Raw genomic sequence first — 26,103 nt, 5'->3', positions numbered from 1 at the left:
ATGCCGGACATGATCGAGATCCTGCTTCGCCTCGATGCGGAGGTCGCCGAATTGAAGCGGCGGTTCGAGAACAGCCAGCGCGTGGGCGTCGTCAAGGAGGTCGATCCGGCAAAGGGCAGGGTCAGGCTGCAGGTAGGCGGAACCGATGGAGAGCCGTTCCTGACCCCGTGGGTGCCCTACGCCCAGGTCGCTGGCGATCTCAAGATCCACTCTCCTCCGAGCATCGGGCAGCAGATGATACTCATCTGCCCTGACGGTGATTTCCGGCAGGGCATGGCGCTGCCGTTCACGTTCTCGAAGCAGAACCCGTCGCCCTCCGACAAGGGCGACGAGCATGTGACGGAGTTCGGGGATTTTCGTGAGGAGATCCGCAAGGACGGCTACGTGAAGAAGTCGCGCAGGCAGCGCTTGGAGGCTGGAAACACCTTCATCTTCTTTGAAAACGGTGGCGGCCACCTGGGATAGCAACATGCCTCTTATCGTTCGCAAGGGCGACACCGGCACACATGGCGGTCAGGTCGGAACCGGCGCGAGCCGGTGGAGGTGCGAGGGCGCTCCCATCGCGCGGGTCGGCGACATCTACTTGTGCCCAGAGCATGGCCCCAACCCCATCGAGACCGGCTCCACCAAATGGCGGTGCGAGGGCGCTCCCATCGCGCGCCACGGAGACGTCACCGCTTGCGGTGCTGTCCTGATATCAGGCGCCCAGCGCTGGCAATGCGACTAACCGGAAGGAACCCCGATGTCTGACCGTATCCGCTATCTTGTCGCGGACACTCTTGCCCCCGGCGAGAAGGTGCTCGGCCGTCGCGTTCGGCCAGGGCAGGAACTCTGGCTCACTGCAGGAGAGGCTACCACGCCGCTCGAACTCGGCCAGATCGCTTTACCCCGGATCGAGCGCGACCCGCTCGACCATGACGGAAACGGCCAGAAAGGCGGCTCTCTGCCGAAGGCCAAGCGCCGGGCAAGGGGCTGACCATGGCAGGCATGAACCGGCGCACCGGCCGGTGGCTCTCGGGCTGGGATCACCTCCTGCAATCGTTGGAGGTTCTCTTCAGCACCATGGTCGGAACCCGTGTCATGCGGCGCAGCTTCGGCTCGGTGGTTCCGGCGCTCCTGGGGCGCCCGATCAACCAGTCCACCGTGCTGCGGTTCGCAACCGCCGTCATCGTGGCCGTGGAGCTGTGGGAGCCGCGCTTCAGGATCAAGCAGATTTCTTTCGAGAAGTCCCGCAACAGCCCCGAGAAGCTCAGGCTCGGTCAGCTCACCATGTCCCTCGTCGGCGAGTATCGCCCCCGCGCCCACCTCGGCGATCCGACCCCCGAAGGGGGGGAGCGCACCATCAACTTCTGAGGCGCCCCTCGCGCGCCACGAGGTCTTTCATGGCTGACAGCACCCTTTACGACCTCTCCGCCTTCCCGCCGCCGCAGGTCATCGAGGAACCAAGCTTTGAGGCCATCCTCTCGGCGATCAAGGCCGACACGATCGCCCGCTGCGACGAGATCGGCGTCGATATTCGCGGCATCATCGATCTCGAAACCGAGCCGATGCACTATCTGGCCCAGGTCTTCGCCTACCGCGAGACCTTGATCCGGGCACGCGTCAACGATGCAGTGCGGGCGAACCTGCTTGCATATGCCACTGGATCGGACCTCGACCACCTCGCCGTGTTCTATGACGTGCTTCGCATGGCGGGCGAGACAGACGAGGCGCTGCGCCGCCGCGTCATTCTCAATATCCAGGGCCGTTCGCCGGGTGGCACGGCGGCGCGCTATCGTGCCATCTCGCTTGGCGTCAGCACCCGCGTTGCCGATGCCGTGGTCTATCGCGTCGGCACAAGCCCTCTCGTGCGCGTCGCAGTCTATTCAACCGATGCCGGCGGCATAGCCGACGAGGGTCTGCTGAGCGAGGTCAGGGCGGCGCTCAACGCGCCGGACGTGCTCATGGTCAACGACAGCATCGAGGTTCAGTCGGCGATCTTCGAGACGGTCAACATCGAATATAACGTCTGGCTCCTTCCCGAGGCGCCGGACACGATGATCGCGCCGCCATCGCCTGGAGCGGATTCTCCGCTCGCTGCACTGCTGCGTATGGCATGGGATGCAGAGACCGGTCTCGGCTTTGATCTCGATCGAGCCTGGATCACGGCCCGCCTGATGCGCCCAGGCATCAAGAAGGTTGAGCCGGTCCTGCCGACCTCCGACCGGATCGCATCGCCTGAGCGCGCGATCTCCATTGGCACGATCACGCTCAACAATATGGGTAGGGCCTACTGATGGCGCGCCACGATCTGCTGCCGACCACATATGTCCCGTTGGAGAAGGGGCTCTCGCTGGGCTCCGACAGTTACACCACTGTCGATCCCAACGTCACGGCGATGCGCGGCATCAAGATCGTCAACCCGCCACCGTCCTTCCTGCCCTTCCTGGTCTATGAATACGGGCTCGGCGAGCTCACGCCTTATGTCCCGAACCTCTACGAACTGATCGAGGAGGGAATTGATTGGCAGCGGGTGCGCGGTACACGCGCGGCTGTCGCCAAGGCGCTGGGCTGGCTCGGCTATGCGGCGGGGATCGAAGAGTTCTCCGTATCCCGCCAGCATTGGAACTATTTTCAGCTTGCTCTCACCTCCATTGTCGAGGGTGACGCGAACCTGCACCGGATCGAAGGCGTGACGGGGCTCTCCGTGCCGCTGCGGTCCGTGTTCTGGCGCGCCTTCGCGGGCTACGACGTGCGCGCGATGGAATACGGGCGCGGGCGCTGGGGCTCGAAGCTCTGGGGCTCCTATTCCGGCCGGCGTGTCGCACCAGGGCAGGCCAAGTGGTCGTTCGGGCGGCGCACCGATATCGCCCACGCCATGCAGCCATCCGAACTCCAGGCGCTCGGCGTCTGGATCGCGCCTGCCGGGGCCGCGCTCACATGGGGCGCATTTCCCTGGACGAGCGTTCCATGGACGGCATCGGGGGCTCTGGCGCGATCCGTCGCAATGCTCGAAGCCACGATGGCGCTCATCGCCGGAAAACCGGCCTGGGCGGTGTTCCTCAACGCGGCGGGCGAGGTCATCGGCTATCGGCGGGCCCGGGCGCGGTGGCCCGTGGCCCAGGCCATCAACGGCATCTACCGGGTCAATTCCACCCGGTACGCCATCAAGCCCGAGGCCGCGACGATACTCTATCTCGAAGCCATGACCGGCTTCGGCGACGGATTCGGCACCACGGCGACGGAGGTGGGCTTCATCCTCGGCTCGCAACCCGCCGCAGGTTCTCCGGCCGGTGCGCTCTGGCTGCCGCCGGGCGGGCTTGCCGAGCCCGGTCCCATCGTGGCGCGGCGTTCCATCACCATTCCCTTCCAGAGGACCGTGCGGGAGCGCATCTGCGCCGTCCTGCGCTTTTAAGGATCCATCATGGCTCACGAGCATTCATCCGGTCTCCCGGCTGCCTATGACCGCACGCCTGCCAAGCCCACCTGGTCCGAGGTGGTCTTTCGGGAAGACCAGATCGCGCAGGGTGCCGAGCTCAACGAGCTTCAGGCGCTCGAGCGCCGCCGCAACCGGCGTGTCGGAAACCTGATCGCCCGGGACGGTGACCGGATCAGCGGAGCTGACATCGTGGTCGATCCCGAGACGGGAGCCGTCGGGCTCGCGCCCGGCGAGATCTACATTGCCGGAGACGTGCTGCCCGTGGCCGCCGCCTCCTTTACCGGCGTTGCCATGACGGGCGAGGTCCGGATCGGCGTGCGCCTGCAGCGGACCGTTATCACCGAAGCCGAAGACCCGTCCCTGCTGGGTCTTCATCCCGGCACGGAATCGGAAGGCGAGCCAGGCGCGGCCCGCATCGCGAAGAACCTGGTCTGGGCCATCGAGGGCGATGCGCAGGCCGGAGAGTTCGCTGCCGTTTACCTGATCAAGGACGGCGCGGTCATCGATCAGACGCCGCCGCCCGCGCTCTCGGGCGTGCTTGCGGTGCTTTCCGTCTACGACAAGGACGCCAACGGCAACTACATCGTGGACGGCTGCGAGGTTCTGCCCCTCGGCAAGAGCGGTCCGGCCCAGGTCTTCAGCATCGGGGCGGGGACGGCCAACATCCAGGGCTTCAAGCGCATCCGCGAATCCAGCATCCGCCATGCAGAGACGGAAGCGCCTGACGTCGAGAGCATCGCGGCCGAGCCGCACACCTTCACCGGGCCCGATAACGGGACGGCGACCATCGCCGTGTCGCGTCCGCCGATTGCCAACGTGTCGTCGGTGATCGTGGTCAAGCGCACCACGGAAACCGTCACACGCGGCCCGATTGCAGGCGGCAGCGACGATCTTCAGTTCTCGTCGGTGGTCGAGATCGAGAGCATCGTCTATGGCGGCACCACCGTTCCGGCCTCGGCCTACGCCCTGGCGGGCGATGCCGTGTCCTGGGCGCCCGGCGGAACGGAGCCTGCGGCGAACTCCACCTATTCGGTCACCTATCTCTACAATGCGGCGGTGACGCCGGATGCGGCCACCGACACGACCGTGACCGTTTCGGGGGGCGTCAACAACCGGCCGGTCCTGATCTCCTACACGTCCAAGCTGCCGCGCATCGACCTGCTGTGCATGGACATCACGGGCCGTCCCGCCTACGTGAAGGGCATCAGCGCGCGCAACGGCGGCCTGCCGCCGATTGCGCCGTCGAACCTGTTGAAACTGGCCGAGGTGCACAACACCTGGCTCGGCACGCCGACCGTCATCAGTAATGGAACCCGCAACTACACCTATGACGAGCAGCGCCGCCTGTTCGACCGGCTGATCACGATCCTCGACCAGTTCGACCGCTCGGAATCGGAGCGCGACATCCTGGCGCGCGAGCCCGTCAGCAAGAAGGGCATCTTCACCGACACCTTCGTCGACGACTTCTACCGCGACCAGGGCGCGCCGCAGACGGCGGCCATCAATCAGGGCGTGCTGCAGCTCGCCATCGACGATGTGCTGACCCAGCTCTGCGGCACGTCGATCATGACCCTGAGCTACACCGAGGAGATCGTCGTCCGGCAGGACAAGCGCACCTCCTCGATGAAGATCAACCCCTACGACAATTTTACCGTAATGCCGGCGGGGCTGAAGCTTGCTCCGGCGGTCGATTTCTGGACGGAGGAGCAGACGCAGTGGACCTCGCCGGTCACGCGCGAGTTCACGGCCGCGCCGAAGCAGCCGCCCGGGCGCACGACCATCAACGAGGTCACGCAGATCCGCCGCGTCAATGCGGTGAACCTGCGCCAGATCCCGGTGACGCTGAGCATCGAAGGCTTCGGGGCCGGCGAGAACCTCGCCACCGCCACCTTCGACGGCGTGAGCATCAAGCCGGCGGGGACGCAGACGGCCGATGCTCAGGGTCGGATCACGTTCACCTTCACGATCCCGGCCAATATCCCGGTCGGCCGTCGGCTCGTCAGGGTCACGGGCGCCGCGGGCAGCTTCGCGCAGGCGATCTTCGTCGGCGAGGGCACCATCGACATCGCCACGATGCGGCGCGTGACCCTCGTGGCCCGGGCCGCGCCGACGAAAAAGGAGCCGGAGTCCTCGACCCCGGTCAGCCGGAACGTCGCGATCATCAACCAGATCACGAACCCTGTCGTGGAGACGCGGGAGCAGGGGGACGGCGATCCGGGTCGCGATCCGTTGGCGCAGACCTTCACGCTGCCGGAGCCGCGTCACATCCTCGGCGTGAACTTCCGCTTCACGGCGATCGGCGACCGCTCGAAAGGCGTGCGCGTTCAGCTGGCGCGGGTGGCCAACGGCTTCCCGACCAACGAGGTTCTGGCCGAGGCCTTCGTCAACATGCAGGTCCCGCAGGTCGGCGATCTGGTGCAGGCGAGGTTCGATGCGCCCGTGTTCTGCCCGGCGGATCGCGAGTTCTGCTTCGTGATCCTGACCGCCGACGCCACCCATGCGGTGGCAGTCTCGAAGCTCGGAGACATCGATACCGCGACCCAGACCCGCGTGGCCTCGCAGCCCTACACGGTCGGCGTGCTGCTCTCCTCGGCCAACCGGCTGACATGGACGGCACACCAGGACATGGATCTGCATTTCCAGGTCGTGGCGGCGAAGTTCGCGCCGGTCACTCGCGCGGTCGATCTGTGGACGGGCGAGTTCGAGGACATCAGCGACGTGCTCGTGCGCGGCGCGGTGGAGATCCCGACCGATGCCGCCCGGTTCCGCTACGAGCTCGTGCGGACCTCGGGCCAGGTCATCCCGCTGACGCCGGGACAGACCTGGGAATTCGCCGAATACGTCAACGAGCAGGTGACGCTCCGGGCCGTCTTCGAGGGCTCGGAAACGATCTCGCCGGTGCTCTATCCGGGGACGCTGCTGGTCGGCGGACGCATCCGGGAAAGCGGCACCTACATCACGCGGCTTTTTCCCATGGGCAGTGCGGTGAAGGTGGCGGCCCTGTTCGCCGCGTTCCTTCCGGCAGGCTCGACCGTCACGGTCGAGTGCGACGGCGGGAATGGCAGCTGGCAGGCCCTGACGGCGGCCGGCTCCGATGTCCTCGGCGGCGGCTGGATCGAGCCGAAATACGAGCGGGCATCCTTCACCGCGGCCCAGGGGCGTGTCCGCATCACGCTGGCCGGCGGGCCCGGCGCCCGCATCGCCATCGCGCGGCTGCGCGCCTATTCTGTCTAAGGAAGCTGGAATGGCTATCGAGATCTCGACGGATAACCGTGACTATCCTCTCCCGCACGAGCAGAATGATCTCGACGAGGATGTCCTTCGGATCATCGCCGCGCTCCAGATGATCGATCTCGACGTGGCGAGCATCATCGCCACGTTGGGAACGAAGGCGGCGGCCGTGCATTCGCATGGCATCGATCAAATCAATGGGCTGGCATTGGCGCTCCAGGGTAAATCCGACGCCGACCACATCCATTCGCTCAACGATCTGAACGGCGTCGATGTCTCCGGCGCAGCCAACGGACAGTTTCTGAAGCTGGTGGGGACGGCCTGGACCTCGGCCACCATCGCCATCAGCGATGTCGCGAGCCTCGGCACGACGCTTCAGAACAAGGCTGACTTGTTCGGGAATTCGCTGGCCATCCCCTATGGGCCGACCAGCGCCAGGCCAGCGAACTCGCCTCTGCATGCCCTGCGTTACAACACGACCCTCGGTTATTACGAATATTTTCGCGGAGGGACGTGGAATCCGCTGCAGGTCATGGATGCCCTGGCGAAGTCACAAAACCTTGCCGATCTCGCCGACAAGGACGCCGCGATCGGCAACCTCGGTGCAGCCAAGAGCGACGGCAGCAATCTGAGCCAGAACCTACTGATCAACTCCGAAGGGCAGTACAATCAGCGTGGCATCAGCGGCAGCACCCATGCGGCAGGCGTCTATTTCAGGGACCGCTGGCAAGCAGGACCCGGCGGAGCAGTTGTAAACATTGGCGTGTTCTTTAGCTCCAATACGCTCAGATATGAGAGCACGTGGGAGCTGAGCGCAGGGTCGATTGAGCAAATCATCGAGCCTTGGTTTTTACACGCTGACCGGTGGGAGGATCGTCAGGTTACCTTCGCGGTCGATGACCTCAGAGAGGGAAGCATCACCGTCACCATCTCAGGCGATGCATCATCCGGAAGCGCGGTGAGCGCCACGCTGACACCCGGATCGGGGGTGCGTGCCGTCAGCCTTATGATCCCCGCCGCCTTGTCGGGTGCGATGAGGGTCAATATTGCACGGGCTGCCGGCGTCCCCACCACCGTGAGGTTCAAGCGTCCACGGATTGGCATTGGCTCGACTCCCCCGCTCATGCTGCAGAGAGACGAGCTGGCGCTGTGTCAGCGGTACTATTGCCGGCGGGAGGTGCACTCGATCTTCCGCCCGGCAACAGCCGGATTGACGCATTTCCTATACGTGTACTGGCCTGTCGAAATGAGAGCGGCTCCAACCCTGACCCTGTTGGCTGGGTCCAGGACAGGCGTCAGCTCAGCCTATCTCGACACATCCTCAAAGGATGGGTGCAGGCACGTCTTCACGTCGTCGCTCGCGGGAGTCTCATCCATCAGCGGCGATGTCGTCGTCGCCGACGCGGAGATCGTTCTCACATGAACACGTATGATTTCGCAAACCCGGCTCATACCGAAATCTGGGCCGTTGAGGACGGTATCCAGAAGACGATCCCTGTCGACACCGCGAATGCCGACTTCTGCAGGCTGGTTGCGGAGCAGGTCGAGATCAGGCCGTTCCCGGTCCCCGTCTTCGATCCGGCCGCCTATCTCGCCGAGGAACGCTGGAAGGCGGAAACGGGCGGGATCACGGTCACGGTCGGCGGCGAGGCTATCCCGGTCTCGACCGCGCGGGGCGATGACAGGGCCGCCCTCGACAGCACCTATGCGGCCATCCGCGACGGGCTGAGGCAGGACGGCGACATGTTCAAGTTCGCCGACAACAAGTCCCGGGCGATGTCGAATGACGACATGCAGACCGTCATCCTCGCCGTGCTCGGGCATGTGCAGGCCTGCTTCAACGTCGAGGGGGCGCTGCTGGCCCGGATCGATGGCGGAGAGGCGATCACGGCCGCGATCATCGATGCGGCGCTCGCGGCGATCCCGCGGGCCTATTGAAGCCAAGCCCCAGACAGGGGCCTTTCCTCCGACAGGCTCGCCCGTCGGGTCCACCGCGCCGCCCCTTTTCGGGCGGCTTTTTCTTTTCCAGGAGTGAACGATGACCGAGCCGACCTTCGGCATGACCTTCATCCGCGACGACAGCGAGCCGACCTCGGTTGTCGCCAGCGACCTCTCGGTGGTGGGCCTCGTCCTGCCTTCCGCCGACGCGGACCCCGCCGCCTTCCCCTACAACGTGGCGGTGGCTTTCAACTCGAGCGACCTGGCCTCTCTGAGCAAGCTCGGCACCGGCCCGCTCTACCGGGCGGTGGTGAAGATCAATGCGCAGCTGGCGCGCTTCCAGATCGCCGCGCGGATCGTGGCGGTGCGCGTCCCGCAGGGTGCGACCGTCGACGAGACCATCGCCAACATCGTCGGCGATCCCGCGGCCGGCACGGGCTGGTACGCCATGCTGCAATCAGGCCAGCGCCTCGGCGTGATCCCGCGCCTGCTGGGTTCGCCCGGCTTCACGGGCAAGTTCAGCCGCACGGCGGGTGCGACGAACGTTTCCAGTGCCGTCAAGAGCGGCGGCAATGCCGGCACCGGCACCCTGACCCTGGCCTCGTCACCGGCTTACGGCGGCAGCGTCAAGCCCGGCATCTATCAGGTCCGCTGCATCGGTGGCTCCTTCGCGGCCACGGCTGCGGCGGCCGAGGGCAATACCGGCAACGGCGCGGTCACGGGCGTCGGCACCGGCGTCGGCGCGGCGGCTGGCGTCTATACCGCGACGTGTTTCGCCGCGGCGGCCAACGGCGGCACCTTCGTGGTCGAGAACCCGAACGGCCAGACCATCGGCGTCGTTCAGGTCGGACAGGCCTATAACGGCCCGGTCACGTTCACCATCGGGGACGGCTCGACCGACTTCGCCATCGGCGACCGGTTCACCATCACGGTCGCGCCCTCCGTTCCGGCAAACGGCGGGGTGTTCTCCGTCCGCGATCCCGATGGCGCGATGCTGGCCAACGCCACGGTGGGCGAGGCCTATACCGGCGCCCATATCCGGTTCACCATCGCCGACGGCGCGACCGATTTCGCGGTCGGCGACGGCTTCGACGTGACGGTCGGCGTGACCGGCGGCGTGGCGCAGGCCAACCCGATCTGCGCGGCGCTGCCTCAGATCACGAATGCGCTGCTCGCCAAGGCCTATGTCGGCGGGCCCGGCACCACGGTGCGGGACGCCCTCGACTGGCGCGAGACGATCACCAGCGAAAACCTGATCGCTCTCGACAACTGGGACATCGTCCGGGTCGGCACGTCGGACGTGGAGGAGGATGGTGCGCTGGTGGCCATCGGCCAGCAGGTCGCAGCCGATTTCGAGGCTGGGGGCATTCCCATGTATGCGCCGGCCAACCGCCCGGTTCAGGGGATCATCGGCCTCAAGCGCTACGATTCCTTCTCTCTCACCGATGGCGCAAATGACGGCCAGACTCTCCTGGCCAACCAGATCGGCATCACCCAGCGCGGCGAGCTCGGGCTCGAGACGGCGATTTCCGATTCCGGCTTCGTGCTGATCTGCACCGATACCTGCGCCGAGGATCCGAAGTGGCGCATGATCAACGTGAGCCGCATGCGCGATTACGAGCACCTCGCTCTGCTTCGCGCCACCCGGCGGCGGCTGGGCCGGACCAATATCACGCGGCACGGCATCCAGGCGGTCCTCAACGACCATATCGCCTTCCTGTCCGATCTTCAGGCCAGAGGCGCGATCCTGCCCGGTTGGAATGTCGGGTTCGAGGAGGACAAGAACAATCCGGAGAACCTGCGGCTCGGCCGCATCCGGACCTTCTACGCCGCCGAGGAGCCGCCGACCCTCAAGCACGTCACGCTCGACAGCCGCCGCAACCGCGAGTCCCTGAACATCCTCATCCAGGATCTGGTCTCCAACACCGACCAACTCCTCGGGACCGCCGCGTAACCGGGCCGATAGGGCCGCGCACCTTCACGGGAGTGCGGCCCTTCGCTCCTCACCTGTCATTCATCTCGAAGGAAACGGACCATGCCTTTGCTCATCCAGGAGGCCGTCAACCTCTACGCCGGCGACAACTCGCCGAACGCCAACAAGCGCAACAATCTCCAGTCCATCAAGCTGCCGACGATGGAGGAGGTCTCCGCCACCGTTCACCCGGGCGGGTCCTACATGGCCGTCAATGTCGGCGGACTGGGCATGAATGCGCTCGAGATCACCTTCAAGGTCTTCGGCTACGATCCGCAGACCATGGAGCAGTTCGGTCTCGACGGGGGGATTCAGCCCTACACGACCTACGGCCTGGTCCGGAGCAAGGACATCAGCCACCGGGCCATCGAGGTCAAGGCCATCGCCTGGGGCCGCCTGACCCGGATCGAGAGCGACGAGTTCAGCCGCGGCGGCGACGTTCTCGGCCACGACCACACGATCCAGGAGATCATGCGTTACGGCCTCTGGTTCGACGAGAAGGAGAAGTTCTACTTCGACTTCGAGACGGGCGAGCGCCGGATCAACGGCGTTCCTCAGAACGCCGACGAGCGCCGGATCCTGCGGTATTGATCCTGACATGAAGAAGCCCGCCGGTTGGCGGGCTTCCTTGGTGATCAGCGCTTGCGGGCGAACCCGACCCTTACCATCCCAGTTTTGATGACAGTGCGCTTCTGATATCCGCTGATGATGTCGTGTCCTACCTGCTCGGCGGAGTAACGAAATCTGAGTGCGACGCGGCACTTTGGAGATGTAAGGGCGACCTTGATGGCGTCGCAGTTGTCCTTGATGGCGGTTTCGGCCTCAAGGGGCGCGATCGAGGCGGCGAAGATGCTTACGCTTTCTCTTGTCACGCAGCGATAGTCGCCGATGTCAGCATAATAGCACCGCACGTCGCGGACCTCGATGTCGCGATCTGCGTACTTGCGGGCGCTGACGGATAGGTCTGCCGCATCGACGACCTTGTATTCGGTCGATTGAGCAACTGCCGGGCCGGAAAACCAGCCTAATGCAGCCGCGAGCAGGACGAGAGCGTGTGGACGGAATGGCATGGGACCCCCTGTATTGAGCCTCGCTTAATGAGCGTGACTGTGTTGCAGGAGTCAATCCCCGGTTGTCTCGGCTATTGGGATAGGTAGCCCTTGGCCTTCAGCCAGTCGGTCAGGATCTGCCGGATCGCCTCAGGGCGCGAAGGTTTTGGATCTGGTAGCTTCTCGATCCAAGCGTCCAGAGCGCTTAGGATCTCCGGTAGTAACCGCAATCCGATAGGAGTGCCCGGACCAGTCGATCTCGGCCTGCCCCGCTTTTTCGTGATATCAGTAATTGACTTGGTCATGAATTAGAGATATCACAAAAAACGAGCCGAGCAAGAGCTTGCACCTCTCACCCGGCTCTAACCGAAGCAACCTAAGTTAGAGGATGCCATGGCTGATGCCGCTTCTACCACACGCCGCGCCGTTTTGTCAGCGGCGCTCGCCGCCCCCTTGTCCGCTTCCCTGGCGCAGGCCGCTCCGGGCCGCAACCCCGACGCGGAGCTTATGCGCCTCGGCAGGGAGTGGAGAGCGGCCCAGGACCGGGCCAAATCCGCCCCGGACGGAACCGGTGAAGCCGCATACGCGGCCCTGTGCGCCGAGGCCGCCCGCCTCGAATTCGCGATCCAGGCCATTCCGGCCCGCACCGTCGGCGGTCTCGCCGTCAAGGCCGCCATCGCCAGGCAATACGCGCCGGAGCGGGACGATGACGGGCCGAGCCTGGATGAGATGCTGACCGCCCTCGTCGACGACGTGCTGCGCCTCGCGGCCACCGCCTGACACCACACCGAATTTCCCCGCCGCCATGGGGATGAATGCGACCGGCGAGCTTCATCGGCTCCGGCGGTCGTTCGCGACCACCTGTGCGCATTCCAGGTCTTGGCGGGCCGGATGCCGATGGAGACTGATCTATGAACGCCCTTCAAGCCTACACCTTCGAAGCCAAGCAGGTCCGCACCGTGGTCAGGGACGAGGAGCCCTGGTTCGTCGGGACCGATGTTTGCGCCGCGCTCGACCTGAAGAATTCTCGACAGGTTCTTTCACGTCTTGATGACGACGAAAGGGATTGCGTCCAGATTGTGGACGCAATCGGTCGAGATCGGATGACTACCATCATCTCTGAAGCTGGCGTCTACCGGCTGATCTTCACCTCCCGCACCCCGGCGGCCGAGCGGTTCAAGCGCTGGCTCGCGCACGAGGTGCTGCCGGCCCTGCGCCGCACCGGCACCTACTCGGTGGGCCAGCCGCCGTCCGCGCCGGCGACAGTGGACCTCGTCGAGGTCGAGCGCCTCAACGCCTATTCCCGCCTGGTGGCCGAGGCGCGGCACATCTATGGGCGCGTCCAGGCCAAGGCCCTGTGGGAACGCCTGCCGCTGCCCCAGGTTCACACGCGGGAGGAGGGCGCGCTCTACGACCTGCCCGACGAAGACGGCCCCGGCTGCCTCGGCCATCTGCTGCGCTTCGCCCTGGATACGGGCTCCTCGGTGCGCGTCCAGGTGCAGCGGGCCTGGAGCGACCCGACCGTGCGCGGCTGGCTCCAGGCGCGCGGTCTCAAGCCGGTGCCGGGGCGGGGGCGGGACTATCTCGCCGTCGCCGAGCATCATCCGGCCCTGAAGAAACTGTTCGAGGAAACCCCCTGGGCGGAGGATTGGTATCTGCCCCTCCTGTCTCTCGACGGCGCCAGGGCCAGCCGCGCGCCGCTCGATTTCGGCGGCGTGAAGTCCCGCGCCGTCATGATTCCGAAATCCATCGTCAACATGCAGTAAGGAATGCCGGAATGGCCGAGCAGGAACCAATGTCATCGTCACCTGAGCCCCACGTAAAAGCAGCGTTTCTGCCCGTCGAGGGGCGCGCCCGAACGCAGGCCGTTTCCCTCGAATGGCCTTTCACCTACGGCGGGGCCGAGATCACCGGCTTCGAAGTCCATCGCCTGACCGTGTCCCAGGTCGAGGCTGTCATGGAGGCCCTGAAAAGCGGGGCCGAGGTGAGCATCTGCGAGGCCATGACGACGCTGCCCGGTGGCGAGCCGGTGCCCCCCGGTCTGTTTGCCGCCGGGGTGATGGACGACGACGACGACCGGCGCGTCTTCGAGGTCGTGCAAAGTTTTTTGCCCCAACGCTTGCGACGGGTGCTCGGGTCAACCCTGCTCTCTGGCGACGCTACGTCGCCGCCGTCGCAAGCGGACTGAACCAGAATATCCGCGACCTGAAAACCTACGACTGGCTCGATCTTCTCGGCTGGTACGAGGAGGCGCTCGCGCTCGGCTTAACGGAGCCCGTCCATGGCTAACCTCACGTCTCAGCTGACCGTCCGCCTCAAGGACGGCGTCTCGGGTCCGGCCGGGAAGGCGGCGCGTTCGATCCGGGATCTCGACCGCACGGCGCGCAACGCCCGAGGCGGGACTCGCCAGCTCGCGGCCTCGACCAGGACCCTCGCGGTAGCCGGATCGGCCCTCGATGGAGCGGGCCTGGGGCTTTCCGCCGCCGGCGGTGCAATCGGCGTGGCCGCCTTCGCCGCCGGTGCGGCTCTCCATAAGGCCGGTCGGGAGGCGCTGTCTTTCGAACGGTCCATGTACCGTGTGGAGAAGGCCACCGACACGACGGGGGCGGCGGCCAAGAAGTTCGAGGACGATATCCTGCGGATCTCGAAGCAGACCGGCATGGCCAAGGAGGATGTGGCCGACATCATGGCGTCGGCAGGCTTTGCCGGACGTCCCGTCAAGGAGCTGGCGCGGTTCACCGAATATGCGGCGAAGGCCACCAGCGCCTGGGAGATGAGCGCCGATGAGGTCGGGCAGGGCCTGGCCGAAATCGGCAACATCTACGCCGCGAACCAGACCCGGATCGAGGAGATCGGCGACGCCATCAACACGGCGGCCGATTCCTCGGCCTCGAAGGAATCGGACCTTCTGGAATTCCTGCGCCGCACGGGCGCGGCCGGTAAGCAGGTCGGCATCACCGCCGAGCAGACCCTCGCCGTGGGGGCAGCGCTCAAGGAAGTGGGTGTGACCACCGAGGTCGCCGCGACCGGCTACAATGCTTTGCTCACCCTGATGCAGCTCGGGGAGGGATTCTCCAAGGATGCGGGCGCGGGCCTCAAAGCCCTCGGCGTCAACTCCACCAAGATGCGCAGGGAGTTCACGGCGAAACCCATGGAGGCGACGCTCGGCCTGTTGACCAAAATCAGCAAGGTCTCCGATCCTCTCAAGCGCGCCGAGATCCTGACGAATCTCTTCGGCAAGGAATACCAGGACGACATCTCCCGCCTGATCAACCAGTTGCCGCGCGTGAATACGCTGCTGCAGACCATGGGTGACAAGAAGAACTATGTCGGCTCGGTCCAGAAGGGTTTCGAGCTCTGGCAGGAGAAGGACTTCGCCAAGATCGAACGGGCCGAGAAGGCCTGGGATTCCCTGATGACCAGATTAGGTCGGCCGATCAAGCTGGGGCTGGGCGATGCGGCGGAGAACCTGAGTCGGTTTCTCAACGATCTGGAGAATGGCGATACGCTCCTGCAGCGCATCCTGAAGCGTCTGAAAGCCTACGAAGAGGAGAAGAACGGAAGCGAGGGTGCTGGTAAGGGTACGCTCGAAGTGGTCCAAGACGCCGTAACCGGCCATGTCATTCCGAACCTGCCCTACGTTGCACCAGCCATCGCCGGTTACAAAGCGCTCGATGCCTGGGCGGGAGCGACCGGAGAGGAGGCGCGGCTCAAGGGGCAGACGGCGGCCATCGCCGAGAAAATGGAGCGTGAGCGAAAGGCCAAGGCGACGCTCGATGATGCTCGCAGCCGCCGGGCTGCCGGTCCCCTCACGCCATCCGAGCAGCGGCGGATCGACCTCGAGATCGGTCGCGCGGAGGACGAGCTTCGGGCCGCGCAGCGCGACGCGGATGCTGTCCGGGCGAAGCTTGCGGAACTTGCGGGTTCGGTCGCGCAGCTGGAGCGGCAGGTCCGGTCGGGCGAGAGCGTCATGAACTTCGGGCGGTCTCCACCCCCGGACACCGTCGCGCCCACGCTCGGCGGCGGAGCCTCCTTCGGCTTCGGCCCTGGCGGTGCGCCCGAAGGCAGCCAGTCCGGCCTCGACCGGATTACCGGCAAGGCGGCGGAGGCGGCGCAGGTCCTCCAGGCGCTCACCAACCCCGTGGCCCCGACCGTCGACATCTCGTCCATCGAAAGGGCGCGGGCGGCCGTGCGCGGGCTCCTGTCCGATCTGTCCCAGATCGGCCCGGCCATGCAGAATGCTGGGAACAGCGCCGGCTCGCTGAGCTTCGGGCAGGAATTCCAGAACCGCCGCTCCGGCTCCTACGCCGACTACGATTAGGCCCGCGCCTCTCCGAACAAGGAACACCCCATGCTCTATCAGGTTGGAGCGCTGACCTTCCGGGTCACGGCGCCGAACATCCATGAGGTCGAGCTGGAGGCCTCGGCCGATTACGCCGCCAAGGACGTGATCGGCAGCCTCCGCCCGCTCGAATTCGTGGGGGAAGGTGAGAGCGTCCTGACCCTGCGCGGGCGTCTCTTCCCGCGCAAATGGGGCGGGCTCACCAGCCTCGACGTGCTCGAGCAGATGCGCCTGTCCGGCGAGCCGCACATCGTGGTGCGCGGCGACGGCCGCAACATGGGCTGGTGGGTGGTGGAACGCTACCGCGAGAAGCATTCCTATCTCGGCGTCAGCGGCGTCGGCCGGCAGATCGAATTCGACATCGTCCTGAAGAAGTCGCCCCGGCCCGCCACGCCGCTGGGCTACGTCATGACCCTGATGAGGCTGATCGGCCGATGAGCACAGAAACCCTTCCTCCCGTGGAGAGCGCCTTCACGACCCTCGACCTGCTGCTCTACCGGCGCTTCGGGCGCGAGGTTCCGGGCCTCGTCGAGAAAACTCTCGACCGGAATCCGGGCCTCGCGGATCACGGCCCCTATCTGCCGATCGGCACGCAGGTGACGGTCGAAATCCCGGAGCCCGCCACAGTGCGGCCCGTTCGCCTTCTCAGGCTCACCGACTAAGCACGGGACCCACCCATGGCCTCACATGCCATCGTCAAGATCGGGGGCAAGCCCATCCCGTCAGAGATCTTCTCCCAGGTCCTCTCGATCAAGGTCAAGGACGCGCCGGGACGGAAGTCGGACACGGCCGAACTTGTGCTCAACGACCAGGACGATCAGTTCGCCTTTCCGCGCCGCGGCGAGAGCCTGGAGGTCACGCTCTGGCGCGACGAGGTTCCGGGCGCGGTCACCTTCGAGGGCGTCATCGACAATCCCCGCTCGCGCGGGTCGCGCGGCGGCGGGCAGGACTTGATCGTGCCGGCTAAGGCCGCCGACATGCGCGGCGGGCTGAAGGTCCGCAAGGAGAAGCACCTCGACGATGCGACCTTCGAGAAGGCTGCGCGCGCCTTCGCTCCTGATGGCTTCTCCATCGCCATCGACGGCGATCTCGGGCAGATCCGTCGCGATTACTGGTATCTCGGGCGGGAGAGCTACCTGCACTGGGCGCAGCGGACCGCCGACGAGCTCGGGGCCACCTTCAAGGTTGTCGGAAAGACAGCGGTGTTCGTGCCGATGAATGCTGGCAAGTCGGCTTCCGGCAAGCCGCTGCAGATCGTCAAGGCCACGCGGCCCGGTAACATCGTCAACTGGGACCTCGGGCCCGATGACGGACGCCACGAGTACGAGGAGTTCGATGCGACCTATTACGATCCTGCCGATGCCAAGTGGAAGATGCAGGACGGCCGAGTCCGTGTCATGGGGCAGGGAACGGCCAGCACCTCCCGCTTCTCCGCGCCGGACCAGGAGACCGCGCAGCGCTTCGCCGAGGGCTTGAAGCGCAAGCGCGACCGCGAGAAGGGCGGCGGCACGCTCACTATCGACGGGGATCCGGCAGCGCAGGCGGAAGCCCTGTGCGAGGTGTCGATCCGCGCGGGCATCTCAGGCACCTACCTGATCGGCAACGTCGAGCATCAATGGACGCGCGGGCAAGGCTTCCTCAGCCAGCTCGAGCTGAAGAGACCGGGCAAGGGCACCGGCAAGGACGACCGGGATCCGTCCGGAGGGGGCGGCGTCCTCGACGACGCTCCGGCACCCTCCGGCGCACCCTCTTAATTCACCAACCACCACAAGGAGAACGACGATGGCGGCAAAGGCGCGCATTGAATGGATTCGGCTGGGCTACGGCCCGGAGATGGACGGAGTCGCGGAGAACGTCATCCGCTCGATCCACGGGGCGGTCGAGATCGACATCTCCACTACGGCGACCGCGGCGGGGCAGCGGCCGGTCGTGCCGGAGTTCGGCACGCATAGCAGGGGCTATGCGCTCGTCCGGGGGCTGGAGGGAACCTTCGTGGTCGCCTGGGGCACCGATCCGACGGCGCAGCGGCTCAACGGAAAGCTCATCAAATCCGGCGAGGAGGTTCCGATCCTGCTCAAGTCCGGCGAATTGCTCTCCTTCATCGAGGTGGTCTGATGTACCGGCTCGGCTATGGCTACCGGGCCGCACGCCGCCGGGCACAAGGGGGCGGCGCATCGGCCGCTCTCACTCTTCCGGCTGGCGCGAGCGTCATCTATTCCGTCCGCAAGGTCGGAACTTATGGCGGCCCATGCCTTCGGGCCGTGCGCTCGTCCGATAACGCGACCCTCGATATCGGGTTCGGCACCAACGGCTTCATCGACGTTGCGGCGGCCGAGACTTTCCGGGCGGCGGGAGGGGCGAGCGCCAAGCTGTTCGTCGATATCTGGTACGACCAGAGCGGCAATGGCAATCACGCCACCCAGACGACGGCGGCGAGCCGTCCGACCTTCATCCCGACCAACGCCTGGGAGGGACTCGCCAGCATCACCTTCGACAGCGGGCCGGGCGGGTCCGGTCCTTCGAAGCATCTGAATCTTCCAGCGGGTGTCGTCCTCGACCGGCAGAACGGCACGGTGCTCGCCATCGATGCGCCGAACTCGACGTGGAACTCGAACGCCCTTTACGAGATCGGCACGGTCGCGGGAAGCCGGGCCGCCGTTTACACGAACCCGAACTCTACCCTGAACTTCCTGTCCGGGGCCGACGGTGCGGTGCAGACCCCGAAGACGATTCAGGCGAGGCCGAATATTCTCATCCATCGGTTCTCGGCGACGGCCTTCCAGGTCTACTACAAGGGAGCTTCCTCCTCCTTCGCGGCGCGCGGGGCTGGGGTGTATTCGGGCGGGCGCCTCGGCGGTTCTGGGGCGGGCCTCAACTTCAACTATCGCGGCGAGAAATACGTCTTCGCCGTATGGCCCGGAACCTTGGCCGACCAGGATGTCACCGTCTTGCGCACCGCGCTGGCGACGGCGTTCCCGCAGGCGGCTCCGAAGACCTTCAGCCATTGCCTCGTCTTCGATGGAAACAGCATCACCGAAGGCTACGGCGCGACGGATCTGCAAAACAACATGCGCCAGACCCTGCGGGCTCTCGGCAGCACGGCGGATATCGACGTCTACAATCAGGCGGTGTTCGGCACCACGAGCGATGTGATCTACGACGCCCGTGCCGCCAAGCATTCCGGGATCGACCGTGTCGCGGCACCGGGCAAGAACATCCTCGTGTTCGGGGTCGGGTCCAACGACATTAACGCCGGCACGTCGGCCGCGAACACCTGGCATAACACAGTGACCGGTAAGGGCATCCTGCCCTACATCCAGTATTGTCAGGGACTCGGATATACGGTCATCGTCGGCACGGTCCTGCCGCGATCCAGCATCGCCAGTCTTCCGGCGCGGGAGGCGGAGCGCCTCGCACTCAACGACCTGATCCGCAACAACGCAGCGACCTACGGCTATCTGGTGGCGGATTACGACACAGTAGCCGATCTCGCGAACCCGGCGAGCGCGACATACTATCTCGACACCATCCATCCGACATCGCTCGGATACACCAGGATGGCGGCTGTGCTGGCCCCGGTCGTTCAGTCTGTATTGGCGGCTTAGACGATCCTTCCAACCACACCAAGAGGACTTCATGAACGTCGCTGAGATTCAGCGCGCGCTGCTGGCGCGCGGCTATGACCTCGGGCAGTCGGGCCAGGCACGGGACGGCGCCGATGGCGAGTTCGGACCAAAGACCCGCGCCGCCGTTCTGGCGGAGCTGGCCCGGCACCCGGGCTATCTCGCTCCTGGCGCCGCGCCTTCGGCTTGGAGCGACAGCCGCCTCATCGTGGCGGCCGAGCAGCTCATCCTGTGCCTGGCCGGGATCCCGACCGGCACGGTGGACGGGATCGCGGGAGCCCTGACCCGGATCGCCCGGGAAGCCTGGGCGAAGAGGGTCGCAGGCGGAACGCCGGTCCTGCCGGCGCGCCCCGTGCTGCGGCCGGTCCATACTCTCGTCTGGCACTGCACTGCCACGCCGGAGGGCAAGGAGTTCCCCGTGGCCCAGATCGATGCGATGCACCGCGCCCGCGGCTTCGCGCAGATCGGCTATCACAAGCTCGTCCACCTCGACGGGACTGTGTCCGAGGGACGCCCGGAACATCTCGCCGGGGCGCATGTGGAGGGGCACAATACCGGGACGCTCGGCTATGCCTATGTCGGCGGCGTCGATGCCAATGGCAGGCCGAAGGACACCCGGACGGCGGAGCAGATGCAGGCCATGATCCGGCTGACGCGCGAGACCATCGCGCGCTACCGGCTGCGGGCCGTCATGGGGCATCGGGACTTCTCTCCGGATCGGGACGGCGACGGCATCGTCGAGCCGCACGAATGGGTGAAGGTCTGCCCCTGCTTCAATGCCATCGCCGAATACGGCGCGCTGCTGAACGAGGCGGCCTGATATGCAGAAAGGCATTCTTCGTACCGTCGAGGGCGGTCGCCTCATGTTCTGGTGCCCGGGCTGCCAAGGGGCTCATGCCGTCAAGGTTGAAGGTCCTGGCCCTTGTTGGGGCTTCAACGGGGACTATGAGAAACCGACCTTCACGCCCTCGGTGCTCGTGCAATCCGGGCACCATATCCCCGGCCACACGGGCGATTGCTGGTGCACCTTCGAGGCGCGAACCGGCCGGAAGCCCTCTTTCTCCTGCACCGTCTGCCACTCCTTCGTGACGAACGGTCAGATCCAGTTCCTCGGTGACTCTACCCATGCGCTCGCCGGGAAGACGGTGCCGCTGCCGCCCTTCGACGAAGCCTCTCACTCTGGAGATTCCTGATGCCGCCCATCATAGGATTGCTGTTGCAGTATGCCCCTGAGCTGATCGGGCTGTTTGCGGGTGAGAAAGCGAGCGCCGCGATCGGCCGGGTCGTCGGCGCAGCCAAAACGGTCTTCGGGACGGACGATCCGGCGGCCGTGCAGGAGGCCATTGCCACCGATCCTAAGCTGGCGGAGGCGTTCGCCGAAAAGGCCCGGCAGGATCTCGCCTACATGCTTCAGGCCAACCAGGCGCAGTCGGCCCTCGCCCTGGCCGAGGTGGGCAAGAGCTTCTGGCATTCGGGCTGGCGCCCGGGACTGTCCTGGCAGCTGATCTTCATGTGGAACTGGAACGTGTGGACGAGCTGGCTGATCCAGGTTGCTTCCGGCATCCCTGTCCCCATCGTCCCGTGGGAGCACCTTCTGGGCTTCAGCGGCCTGTGGCTCGCGATCTATGGCGGCGGCCATACACTCAAGAGCATCTTGGGAGGGCGATAGATGGCGCTGGGGGGCACGATTGAATGGCAGGAGGTCACCCTGCTGATCACGATCATGGGCGGGCTGGCGACGCCGATCATCTGGACCTGGCGCGACAACAGGGCCGGTGTCCAGGCCGCGCACAGGCGGATCGACGATCTCAGGACCGAGATCGCTGCCTACAAGCTCGAGGCGGCCAAAACCTTCGTTACGACCGAGGCGATCGCGCGGATTGAGAGCCGCCTGATCGCCACCGAGGAGCGGATGGTCGCGTCGATGGAGAAGATCAGTGACCGTCTCGACCGTGCGATCGAGGCCAGGGCCGGGCGCATGGTCTGACCTTCCTTCTGAAATCCCGAGCTCCGCCGGCGTAGGGAACGCCGCCGGTGGGGAATGCCTTCGGGCGTTTCCTCCCCAACTTGCCGCTCCGGTCACACCTCGCGCCGGGGCGGCTCTTTGGGGTGCCGACAGGCCCCGCCAGCGGGGCGGGAGTGCAGCAACACTCCCTGCGGCGGTTCATCCTGGACGAAGCCCCGCCAAACCCGATCTCTCACGACAAGGTTTCCCGTCTGGCGCGCAAGCGCGCGACAGAACGATAGCCTTTGCGTGGTTAAGAAATTCCATGAACGATGAGACTATGTTTCGGCGGGTCGCTCCGGCCCGCCCGGCGGCCGCCTATATCGGAGGCAAGAAGCAGCTCTCCGCGCGCCTGATCGAGCTGATCGAGCGGGTGCCGCACAAGACCTATGCCGAGCCTTTCGTGGGCATGGGCGGCGTCTTTCTTCGCCGGGGCTTTGCCCCGAAGGCCGAGGTGATCAACGACGTCTCCGGCGACGTCACGACATTCTTCCGAATCCTCCAGCGGCACTATGTGCCCTTCATGGAGATGCTGCGCTACCAGCTCGCCTCGCGGAAGGAGTTCGAGCGGCTGGCCGCCACGGACCCGACGACCCTGACCGACCTGGAGCGCGCGGCGCGTTTCCTTTACCTCCAGCGAACCGCCTATGGCGGGAAGGTGCGCGGCCGTAACTTCGGGGTTTCGGCCGGCATGCCGGCGCGCTTCGATGTCACGAAGCTGGCTCCCCTCCTCGAGGAGGTCCACGAGCGTCTCGCCGGGGTCGTGATCGAGTGCCTGCCCTATGGCGAGTTCATCGAGCGCTACGACGGCGCCGAGACCTTGTTCTACCTGGACCCGCCGTATTTCGGGTCTGAGGATGACTATGGGAAGGGCGTCTTCGGCCGCGAAGACTTCAACCGCCTGGCGGCGCAGCTGCGGGGCATCAAGGGCATGGCCATCGTCTCGCTGAACGACGCGCCCGAGGTCCGCGCGGCCTTTGAGGGGTTCGACTGGGAAGAGGTCGGCCTGACCTACACGGTCAACGAGACGAACCCGATCGAGGCGCAGGAGCTGATCATCAAGACGCCGGGCCTGCCTCAGGAGGTCCGGCCGCCTGGCCTCTTCGACTGAGGCTTAGGGCGCGGGATCGAGCGGCTCCCGTTTTGGCTCGGGGCGCTCCTCGGCCCGCGCCCTGATGTGCTCCGACAGCCAGAACTGGGTCACGATGATCATGCTGCGGTCCATGCCGAGCTGCACCGGGCCGCCGTTGATTTTGCGGAACGCATAGGTCTCCGCCATATCGGCGGCCTCGGCAAGCCCAGCCAGCCGACCCTCCTGGAAGGCCTCTTCCATCGCCCGGCTGGTGTCCGGGTTCGGCCGATCCGGGCGACGACCGCCTGTAAGGCGGCGGCCTTGCTCGCCCGGACCTGTTCCAGCTCGGCCCGCAGTCGGGCGTTCTCTTCCCTGGCCTCCGCGAGGTCGTGCTCGTGCACGGCCTGCAGATCCTTGGCCTCCCGCGCGAGAGCGGCGGCATCCTCAGCAAGCTTCTGCAGAGGACTAACGGTCATGCGCCGCTCACCTTAAGCACCAGCCCGCCTTTGCCGTCTAACGCGATCTCGGCACCTTGCCGCATGGCAGCGGCCCGTAGCTGCTGGAGTGTCGTCATCGGTGCATAGGCCGGGTCACCTTGCAGGGCATGATACTCGGCCCTGGCCTTCTCCCAGTCCCTGTGGCGGACGAGGGTGCAACCGCGATCGCGCAGCTCCCTGCACCGCTTCGTGCCCATCCGCTCCACCGGCACCGCCTTGGGGCCGAAGCGGTCTTCCATGAACTCGGCCATCGAGAGATAGCGTTTCTCAGTCATCGTCAGGCCCTCTTCCGTTCCGGCGACGGCGGCTTCGGCATGCCGGCGCGCAGCACCTCATTGATTCGCACCTGCCAGCCCTTACCGAGCTTCTGATAGGCGGCGAGCACGTCCGGCTCCAGGCGCAGCGAGACCGGCACCTTCGGGTTCTCACTCTTGGGGCGGCCCGGTCGCTTGGCAGCCTCAGCCAGCTCGGGCAGCACCTCGGCGAGGGGCTTGGCGCGGGCGAAGTCCTCGTCCGTCCATTCCGGGTTGTCCTTCGAGATGAGGGAGGGGTTCGGCTTTATCTTGGCCATCGGCTGCGCTCCTTTCGGCTGGCGGCCCGGAGGGAGATGACCCTCACGCCGCCTTCGATGGGGGTAAACACGACCATGTGGAGCTTGTTGCCGATCAGGCCGAGAGCCTGAAAGCGGCGCTCCGGATAGTCGCTGCGAAGATCCTCGACCACAAGAGCCGTGTTCCAATCGAAGCCCTCGACGAGATCGAAGGGGAGGCCGCGCTTGACGGCGTTCCGAAGGCTCTTGGCGATGTCGAAATCAATCTTCATGTGAATTTATGTAGTACGAAAAATAGAGAAGGTCAAGCGTTTTCGTGCTACATAAATTGGAGGATTGCAGCCTGCCTGAGAAGCGGAGAAGAGCAGGTGCCTCCATTCAGACAAGGCCGAAAAAATCAACGATATCAAGGCTACAGAAAAGAGTGATTGTCTGAATAGACATTGAAAATATTGATAAGCCAAGAGACTTCTAAGCGGCAGGTCGTAGGTTCGAGCCCTACCGGAGTCGCCATTATTTTCAGAAAGTTAGTCTTGTAACGCCGCTGACGGTCCTTTGGCGGGCAGTTTCGCCTGTCGCCTGCTTGTCTCGGCTAACCTGCCTCATCCGGCTTTTGATGCTCTTGAAGATATTTCAGGAGCGACTTTCCGGCGTCCTCGATATGGGTCTTCAGGAGCCTGCAGGCTGAGCCGATCTCCCCTTGTGCGCAAAGACGTAGAAGTTCGTCGTGCTCGGCTTCGGCCCGCGCGCGGCCATCGGTCAGGGAGAGTTGCAGCCGCGTATGCCTGTCGCATTCCTGCAGCAGGTTCGCGACAATCGCCAGGGAGCGCGGCTGCCCGGCATGCTGATAGAGGACCATGTGGAACTCCCGGTTCAGCTCGCCCCAGCGGCTCACATGCATGGCATGGAGCTCCGTGCTGTATTCGTTCAGGATCTCGTGCAGCTTGCGATAGTCGGCCTCCGTCAGGTGAGGCGCCGAGGCCTTGAGAAGGCGTGGCTCGAGCAGCGCCCGCAGGTCGAACAATTCCTCGACTTCCGACGGTGACAACGCCGAGACAATCGCCCCGCGATGGGGATGGATCTTCACGAGCCCTTCGGCCTCGAGCTGCATGAGCGCCTCGCGGACCGGGATCCGGCTCACGCCGAACTCGGTCGCCAGGGCTTCCTGGCGGAGCTGGGCGCCGGCCTTGAATTCTCCGTCCACGATACGGCGACGCAGCTCCTCCGCCACGGAAGCCGAGATGGTGCGGTGCTGGAGGCTCTTCTTCACGGGCTTCGTGGGGCTCATGGCTGAGGTTGTCATCGATTGTGCGCTCTGTGGGCCATAAAGCCCGGAGGTTCAAAAGCTTGGAGAAGGGGCCGGAGACCTGCTTGACAGTGTAGATTTTATACAATCTACAATATGGAAGTTCAATGCCCAGGCAGGAGCAGCATCCAATGGCGAAGAAGATCGGGTGGGAAGGCGTCTTTCCCGCGGTGACGACCCAGTTCAAGCCCAACTTCGACCTCGATATCGAAGCTACCGCCAAGGTGATGGACGGGCTGATCCGCGATGGGGTTTCCGGGCTCATCGTTTGCGGCACCGTGGGGGAGAACACCTCGCTCAGCCGCTCCGAGAAGGTGGCCGTGATGGAGGCCGCGAAGAGCGCCGCGCGGGGCCGGGTCCCGGTGATCGCCGGCATCGCCGAATTCACCACCCAGTTCGCCAGCGAGGTCGCCAGGGAGGCTGCGCGCGTCGGAGTCGACGGCGTCATGGTCATGCCCGCGCTGGTCTATTCCTCCAAGCCGCATGAGACCGCCGCGCATTTCAGGGGCGTCGCAAAGGCGACCGATCTGCCGGTCATGGTTTATAACAATCCTCCGATCTACAAGAACGACGTCACGCCATCGATCCTGGCCTCGCTCGCCGATTGCGAGACCGTTGTCTGCTTCAAGGATTCCTCGGGCGATACGCGCCGGTTCATCGACACGCGGAACATGGTCGGCGACCGCTTCGTCCTGTTCGCGGGCCTTGACGACGTGGTGGTCGAGAGCGTGATGCTCGGCGCCGCGGGCTGGATCTCCGGCATGTCGAACGCCTTCCCCCAGGAGGGCGAGACCCTGTTCCGGCTGGCCAAGGCGGGACGCTACGCAGAGGCGATGGCGCTCTACGAGTGGTTCATGCCTCTGCTCCATCTCGATGCCCGTCCCGATCTCGTGCAATGCATCAAGCTGTGCGAGGAGATCATGGGGCGCGGCTCGGCGCTCACCCGTCCGCCGCGCCTGGCCCTGGAGGCGGCGGAGCGGGCCGAGGTGGAGGCGATCATGGACAAGGCGCTCAAGACCCGTCCCGTCCTGCCGGATGTCGGCCTGAAGCCTGCAGCCTGAGAACCCGTGGCGGAGCGATCATGCTCCGCCATCGTCGTC

The 26,103-nt window shown here is 65.3% G+C and carries 32 protein-coding genes; 26 read left to right on the top strand and 6 right to left on the bottom strand.

Annotated elements, in window-relative coordinates; all coding sequences use genetic code 11:
* The 11 genes from L879_RS21195 (at position 1) to L879_RS0110340 (ending at position 11,150) form a co-directional block, all read left to right on the top strand.
* Positions 1–465 (top strand): phage baseplate assembly protein V, encoded by a 465-nt coding sequence (locus L879_RS21195; RefSeq protein ID WP_051435218.1) that lies wholly within the window; start codon positions 1–3, stop codon positions 463–465.
* Between the two features lie 4 nt (positions 466–469).
* Positions 470–727 (top strand): PAAR domain-containing protein, encoded by a 258-nt coding sequence (locus L879_RS0110385; protein WP_027316057.1) that lies wholly within the window; start codon positions 470–472, stop codon positions 725–727.
* Between the two features lie 15 nt (positions 728–742).
* The gene (locus tag L879_RS0110380) at positions 743–976 is read left to right on the top strand and encodes a hypothetical protein (RefSeq protein ID WP_027316056.1); all 234 of its coding nucleotides are present in this window, start codon (positions 743–745) and stop codon (positions 974–976) included.
* Between the two features lie 2 nt (positions 977–978).
* The gene (locus L879_RS0110375; RefSeq protein ID WP_027316055.1) at positions 979–1,353 is read left to right on the top strand and encodes a GPW/gp25 family protein; all 375 of its coding nucleotides are present in this window, start codon (positions 979–981) and stop codon (positions 1,351–1,353) included.
* A gap of 29 nt (positions 1,354–1,382) precedes the next feature.
* Positions 1,383–2,276, top strand: a complete 894-nt coding sequence (locus tag L879_RS0110370) for a baseplate J/gp47 family protein (RefSeq protein WP_027316054.1) — start codon at positions 1,383–1,385, stop codon at positions 2,274–2,276.
* Positions 2,276–3,394, top strand: a complete 1,119-nt coding sequence (locus L879_RS0110365) for a phage tail protein (protein WP_027316053.1) — start codon at positions 2,276–2,278, stop codon at positions 3,392–3,394. The genes L879_RS0110370 and L879_RS0110365 overlap by 1 nt, the downstream gene beginning before the upstream one ends.
* Positions 3,395–3,403: 9 nt before the next feature.
* Entirely contained in the window at positions 3,404–6,652 is a 3,249-nt protein-coding gene (locus tag L879_RS0110360) for a DUF4815 domain-containing protein (RefSeq protein WP_035459281.1), read from the top strand.
* A gap of 10 nt (positions 6,653–6,662) precedes the next feature.
* A complete protein-coding gene (locus L879_RS21190; RefSeq protein WP_035459279.1) occupies positions 6,663–8,072 on the top strand; it encodes a phage tail fiber repeat family protein in 1,410 nt (469 codons plus the stop codon).
* Positions 8,069–8,587 (top strand): DUF4376 domain-containing protein, encoded by a 519-nt coding sequence (locus tag L879_RS0110350; protein ID WP_027316051.1) that lies wholly within the window; start codon positions 8,069–8,071, stop codon positions 8,585–8,587. Before L879_RS21190 ends, L879_RS0110350 begins: the two co-directional genes overlap by 4 nt.
* A gap of 100 nt (positions 8,588–8,687) precedes the next feature.
* Positions 8,688–10,541 carry a phage tail sheath protein gene (locus L879_RS22765; RefSeq protein ID WP_051435217.1) on the top strand — a complete coding sequence of 618 codons (1,854 nt, stop codon included), beginning with the start codon at positions 8,688–8,690 and terminating at the stop codon, positions 10,539–10,541.
* Between the two features lie 81 nt (positions 10,542–10,622).
* Entirely contained in the window at positions 10,623–11,150 is a 528-nt protein-coding gene (locus L879_RS0110340) for a phage major tail tube protein (protein WP_027316050.1), read from the top strand.
* A 44-nt stretch (positions 11,151–11,194) separates the two neighbouring features.
* Here the strand turns inward: L879_RS0110340 and L879_RS0110335 are convergent, their stop codons facing one another.
* A complete protein-coding gene (locus tag L879_RS0110335; protein WP_027316049.1) occupies positions 11,195–11,629 on the bottom strand; it encodes a hypothetical protein in 435 nt (144 codons plus the stop codon).
* Between the two features lie 372 nt (positions 11,630–12,001).
* Here L879_RS0110335 and L879_RS0110330 point away from each other — a divergent pair, with 372 nt between their 5' ends.
* From L879_RS0110330 to L879_RS21160, 14 genes are all read left to right on the top strand, one after another.
* Positions 12,002–12,388, top strand: coding sequence for a hypothetical protein (locus tag L879_RS0110330; RefSeq protein ID WP_027316048.1), 387 nt, complete (start codon positions 12,002–12,004; stop codon positions 12,386–12,388).
* Between the two features lie 131 nt (positions 12,389–12,519).
* Complete coding sequence (locus L879_RS22760) at positions 12,520–13,374, top strand: BRO-N domain-containing protein (protein ID WP_051435216.1); 855 nt, start codon at positions 12,520–12,522, stop codon at positions 13,372–13,374.
* 11 nt (positions 13,375–13,385) lie between these two features.
* Positions 13,386–13,796 (top strand): hypothetical protein, encoded by a 411-nt coding sequence (locus tag L879_RS0110320; protein ID WP_027316047.1) that lies wholly within the window; start codon positions 13,386–13,388, stop codon positions 13,794–13,796.
* A 93-nt stretch (positions 13,797–13,889) separates the two neighbouring features.
* On the top strand, positions 13,890–15,929 hold the full coding sequence (locus L879_RS0110315) for a phage tail tape measure protein (RefSeq protein ID WP_027316046.1): 2,040 nt from the start codon (positions 13,890–13,892) through the stop codon (positions 15,927–15,929).
* A gap of 30 nt (positions 15,930–15,959) precedes the next feature.
* The gene (locus tag L879_RS0110310) at positions 15,960–16,388 is read left to right on the top strand and encodes a phage tail protein (protein ID WP_027316045.1); all 429 of its coding nucleotides are present in this window, start codon (positions 15,960–15,962) and stop codon (positions 16,386–16,388) included.
* Complete coding sequence (locus L879_RS0110305) at positions 16,385–16,612, top strand: tail protein X (protein ID WP_035459273.1); 228 nt, start codon at positions 16,385–16,387, stop codon at positions 16,610–16,612. The genes L879_RS0110310 and L879_RS0110305 overlap by 4 nt, the downstream gene beginning before the upstream one ends.
* A 15-nt stretch (positions 16,613–16,627) precedes the next feature.
* Entirely contained in the window at positions 16,628–17,704 is a 1,077-nt protein-coding gene (locus L879_RS21170) for a phage late control D family protein (protein ID WP_051435215.1), read from the top strand.
* A 28-nt stretch (positions 17,705–17,732) separates the two neighbouring features.
* Positions 17,733–18,065 carry a hypothetical protein gene (locus L879_RS0110295; protein WP_027316043.1) on the top strand — a complete coding sequence of 111 codons (333 nt, stop codon included), beginning with the start codon at positions 17,733–17,735 and terminating at the stop codon, positions 18,063–18,065.
* Positions 18,065–19,555 carry an SGNH/GDSL hydrolase family protein gene (locus tag L879_RS0110290; RefSeq protein ID WP_027316042.1) on the top strand — a complete coding sequence of 497 codons (1,491 nt, stop codon included), beginning with the start codon at positions 18,065–18,067 and terminating at the stop codon, positions 19,553–19,555. The genes L879_RS0110295 and L879_RS0110290 overlap by 1 nt, the downstream gene beginning before the upstream one ends.
* 31 nt (positions 19,556–19,586) lie before the next feature.
* Positions 19,587–20,393 (top strand): peptidoglycan recognition protein family protein, encoded by an 807-nt coding sequence (locus L879_RS24075; RefSeq protein ID WP_084020902.1) that lies wholly within the window; start codon positions 19,587–19,589, stop codon positions 20,391–20,393.
* Between the two features lies 1 nt (position 20,394).
* Positions 20,395–20,766 (top strand): ubiquitination-like system serine protease family protein, encoded by a 372-nt coding sequence (locus tag L879_RS0110280; RefSeq protein WP_027316040.1) that lies wholly within the window; start codon positions 20,395–20,397, stop codon positions 20,764–20,766.
* Entirely contained in the window at positions 20,766–21,242 is a 477-nt protein-coding gene (locus L879_RS22755; protein WP_051435214.1) for a hypothetical protein, read from the top strand. Before L879_RS0110280 ends, L879_RS22755 begins: the two co-directional genes overlap by 1 nt.
* Positions 21,243–21,560, top strand: coding sequence for a hypothetical protein (locus tag L879_RS0110270; RefSeq protein WP_027316039.1), 318 nt, complete (start codon positions 21,243–21,245; stop codon positions 21,558–21,560).
* A gap of 283 nt (positions 21,561–21,843) precedes the next feature.
* A complete protein-coding gene (locus L879_RS21160) occupies positions 21,844–22,689 on the top strand; it encodes a DNA adenine methylase (RefSeq protein ID WP_051435213.1) in 846 nt (281 codons plus the stop codon).
* Between the two features lie 3 nt (positions 22,690–22,692).
* Here the strand turns inward: L879_RS21160 and L879_RS0110260 are convergent, their stop codons facing one another.
* From L879_RS0110260 to L879_RS0110240, 5 genes are all read right to left on the bottom strand, one after another.
* On the bottom strand, positions 22,693–22,911 hold the full coding sequence (locus L879_RS0110260) for a hypothetical protein (RefSeq protein WP_027316038.1): 219 nt from the start codon (positions 22,909–22,911) through the stop codon (positions 22,693–22,695).
* 211 nt (positions 22,912–23,122) lie between these two features.
* Entirely contained in the window at positions 23,123–23,422 is a 300-nt protein-coding gene (locus L879_RS0110255) for a hypothetical protein (RefSeq protein WP_027316037.1), read from the bottom strand.
* A 2-nt stretch (positions 23,423–23,424) separates the two neighbouring features.
* Complete coding sequence (locus L879_RS21155; RefSeq protein WP_051435212.1) at positions 23,425–23,718, bottom strand: BrnA antitoxin family protein; 294 nt, start codon at positions 23,716–23,718, stop codon at positions 23,425–23,427.
* Complete coding sequence (locus tag L879_RS0110245) at positions 23,706–23,969, bottom strand: BrnT family toxin (RefSeq protein ID WP_027316036.1); 264 nt, start codon at positions 23,967–23,969, stop codon at positions 23,706–23,708. The genes L879_RS21155 and L879_RS0110245 overlap by 13 nt, the downstream gene beginning before the upstream one ends.
* Before the next feature lie 320 nt (positions 23,970–24,289).
* Positions 24,290–25,000 carry a GntR family transcriptional regulator gene (locus L879_RS0110240; RefSeq protein ID WP_027316035.1) on the bottom strand — a complete coding sequence of 237 codons (711 nt, stop codon included), beginning with the start codon at positions 24,998–25,000 and terminating at the stop codon, positions 24,290–24,292.
* Between the two features lie 134 nt (positions 25,001–25,134).
* Here L879_RS0110240 and L879_RS0110235 point away from each other — a divergent pair, with 134 nt between their 5' ends.
* On the top strand, positions 25,135–26,064 hold the full coding sequence (locus tag L879_RS0110235) for a dihydrodipicolinate synthase family protein (protein ID WP_027316034.1): 930 nt from the start codon (positions 25,135–25,137) through the stop codon (positions 26,062–26,064).
* The last annotated feature ends 39 nt before the right edge of the window (positions 26,065–26,103 follow it).

It is taken from the genome of Microvirga flocculans ATCC BAA-817, from assembly GCF_000518665.1.
Lineage (GTDB): Bacteria > Pseudomonadota > Alphaproteobacteria > Rhizobiales > Beijerinckiaceae > Microvirga > Microvirga flocculans.
Note: the sequence above shows the minus strand (reverse complement) of the source record. Positions and strands in the feature narration are given on the sequence as shown.

Excerpts from the sequence above, each read along its gene's own strand:
- L879_RS0110365 (WP_027316053.1), top strand. The coding sequence starts at position 2,276 with ATGGCGCGCCACGATCTGCTGCCGACCACATATGTCCCGTTGGAGAAG.
- L879_RS0110380 (WP_027316056.1), top strand. The coding sequence starts at position 743 with ATGTCTGACCGTATCCGCTATCTTGTCGCGGACACTCTTGCCCCCGGC.
- L879_RS0110295 (WP_027316043.1), top strand. The coding sequence starts at position 17,733 with ATGGCGGCAAAGGCGCGCATTGAATGGATTCGGCTGGGCTACGGCCCG.
- L879_RS21195 (WP_051435218.1), top strand. The coding sequence starts at position 1 with ATGCCGGACATGATCGAGATCCTGCTTCGCCTCGATGCGGAGGTCGCC.
- L879_RS0110310 (WP_027316045.1), top strand. The coding sequence starts at position 15,960 with ATGCTCTATCAGGTTGGAGCGCTGACCTTCCGGGTCACGGCGCCGAAC.
- L879_RS22760 (WP_051435216.1), top strand. The coding sequence starts at position 12,520 with ATGAACGCCCTTCAAGCCTACACCTTCGAAGCCAAGCAGGTCCGCACC.
- L879_RS0110370 (WP_027316054.1), top strand. The coding sequence starts at position 1,383 with ATGGCTGACAGCACCCTTTACGACCTCTCCGCCTTCCCGCCGCCGCAG.
- L879_RS21170 (WP_051435215.1), top strand. The coding sequence starts at position 16,628 with ATGGCCTCACATGCCATCGTCAAGATCGGGGGCAAGCCCATCCCGTCA.
- L879_RS0110270 (WP_027316039.1), top strand. The coding sequence starts at position 21,243 with ATGGCGCTGGGGGGCACGATTGAATGGCAGGAGGTCACCCTGCTGATC.
- L879_RS0110240 (WP_027316035.1), bottom strand. The coding sequence starts at position 25,000 with ATGACAACCTCAGCCATGAGCCCCACGAAGCCCGTGAAGAAGAGCCTC.
- L879_RS21190 (WP_035459279.1), top strand. The coding sequence starts at position 6,663 with ATGGCTATCGAGATCTCGACGGATAACCGTGACTATCCTCTCCCGCAC.
- L879_RS0110255 (WP_027316037.1), bottom strand. The coding sequence starts at position 23,422 with ATGACTGAGAAACGCTATCTCTCGATGGCCGAGTTCATGGAAGACCGC.
- L879_RS0110360 (WP_035459281.1), top strand. The coding sequence starts at position 3,404 with ATGGCTCACGAGCATTCATCCGGTCTCCCGGCTGCCTATGACCGCACG.
- L879_RS0110330 (WP_027316048.1), top strand. The coding sequence starts at position 12,002 with ATGGCTGATGCCGCTTCTACCACACGCCGCGCCGTTTTGTCAGCGGCG.
- L879_RS0110290 (WP_027316042.1), top strand. The coding sequence starts at position 18,065 with ATGTACCGGCTCGGCTATGGCTACCGGGCCGCACGCCGCCGGGCACAA.
- L879_RS0110245 (WP_027316036.1), bottom strand. The coding sequence starts at position 23,969 with ATGAAGATTGATTTCGACATCGCCAAGAGCCTTCGGAACGCCGTCAAG.
- L879_RS0110280 (WP_027316040.1), top strand. The coding sequence starts at position 20,395 with ATGCAGAAAGGCATTCTTCGTACCGTCGAGGGCGGTCGCCTCATGTTC.
- L879_RS0110385 (WP_027316057.1), top strand. The coding sequence starts at position 470 with ATGCCTCTTATCGTTCGCAAGGGCGACACCGGCACACATGGCGGTCAG.
- L879_RS24075 (WP_084020902.1), top strand. The coding sequence starts at position 19,587 with ATGAACGTCGCTGAGATTCAGCGCGCGCTGCTGGCGCGCGGCTATGAC.
- L879_RS0110375 (WP_027316055.1), top strand. The coding sequence starts at position 979 with ATGGCAGGCATGAACCGGCGCACCGGCCGGTGGCTCTCGGGCTGGGAT.
- L879_RS21160 (WP_051435213.1), top strand. The coding sequence starts at position 21,844 with ATGAACGATGAGACTATGTTTCGGCGGGTCGCTCCGGCCCGCCCGGCG.
- L879_RS0110335 (WP_027316049.1), bottom strand. The coding sequence starts at position 11,629 with ATGCCATTCCGTCCACACGCTCTCGTCCTGCTCGCGGCTGCATTAGGC.
- L879_RS22755 (WP_051435214.1), top strand. The coding sequence starts at position 20,766 with ATGCCGCCCATCATAGGATTGCTGTTGCAGTATGCCCCTGAGCTGATC.
- L879_RS0110260 (WP_027316038.1), bottom strand. The coding sequence starts at position 22,911 with ATGGAAGAGGCCTTCCAGGAGGGTCGGCTGGCTGGGCTTGCCGAGGCC.
- L879_RS0110305 (WP_035459273.1), top strand. The coding sequence starts at position 16,385 with ATGAGCACAGAAACCCTTCCTCCCGTGGAGAGCGCCTTCACGACCCTC.
- L879_RS0110235 (WP_027316034.1), top strand. The coding sequence starts at position 25,135 with ATGGCGAAGAAGATCGGGTGGGAAGGCGTCTTTCCCGCGGTGACGACC.
- L879_RS22765 (WP_051435217.1), top strand. The coding sequence starts at position 8,688 with ATGACCGAGCCGACCTTCGGCATGACCTTCATCCGCGACGACAGCGAG.
- L879_RS0110320 (WP_027316047.1), top strand. The coding sequence starts at position 13,386 with ATGGCCGAGCAGGAACCAATGTCATCGTCACCTGAGCCCCACGTAAAA.
- L879_RS0110315 (WP_027316046.1), top strand. The coding sequence starts at position 13,890 with ATGGCTAACCTCACGTCTCAGCTGACCGTCCGCCTCAAGGACGGCGTC.
- L879_RS0110350 (WP_027316051.1), top strand. The coding sequence starts at position 8,069 with ATGAACACGTATGATTTCGCAAACCCGGCTCATACCGAAATCTGGGCC.
- L879_RS0110340 (WP_027316050.1), top strand. The coding sequence starts at position 10,623 with ATGCCTTTGCTCATCCAGGAGGCCGTCAACCTCTACGCCGGCGACAAC.
- L879_RS21155 (WP_051435212.1), bottom strand. The coding sequence starts at position 23,718 with ATGGCCAAGATAAAGCCGAACCCCTCCCTCATCTCGAAGGACAACCCG.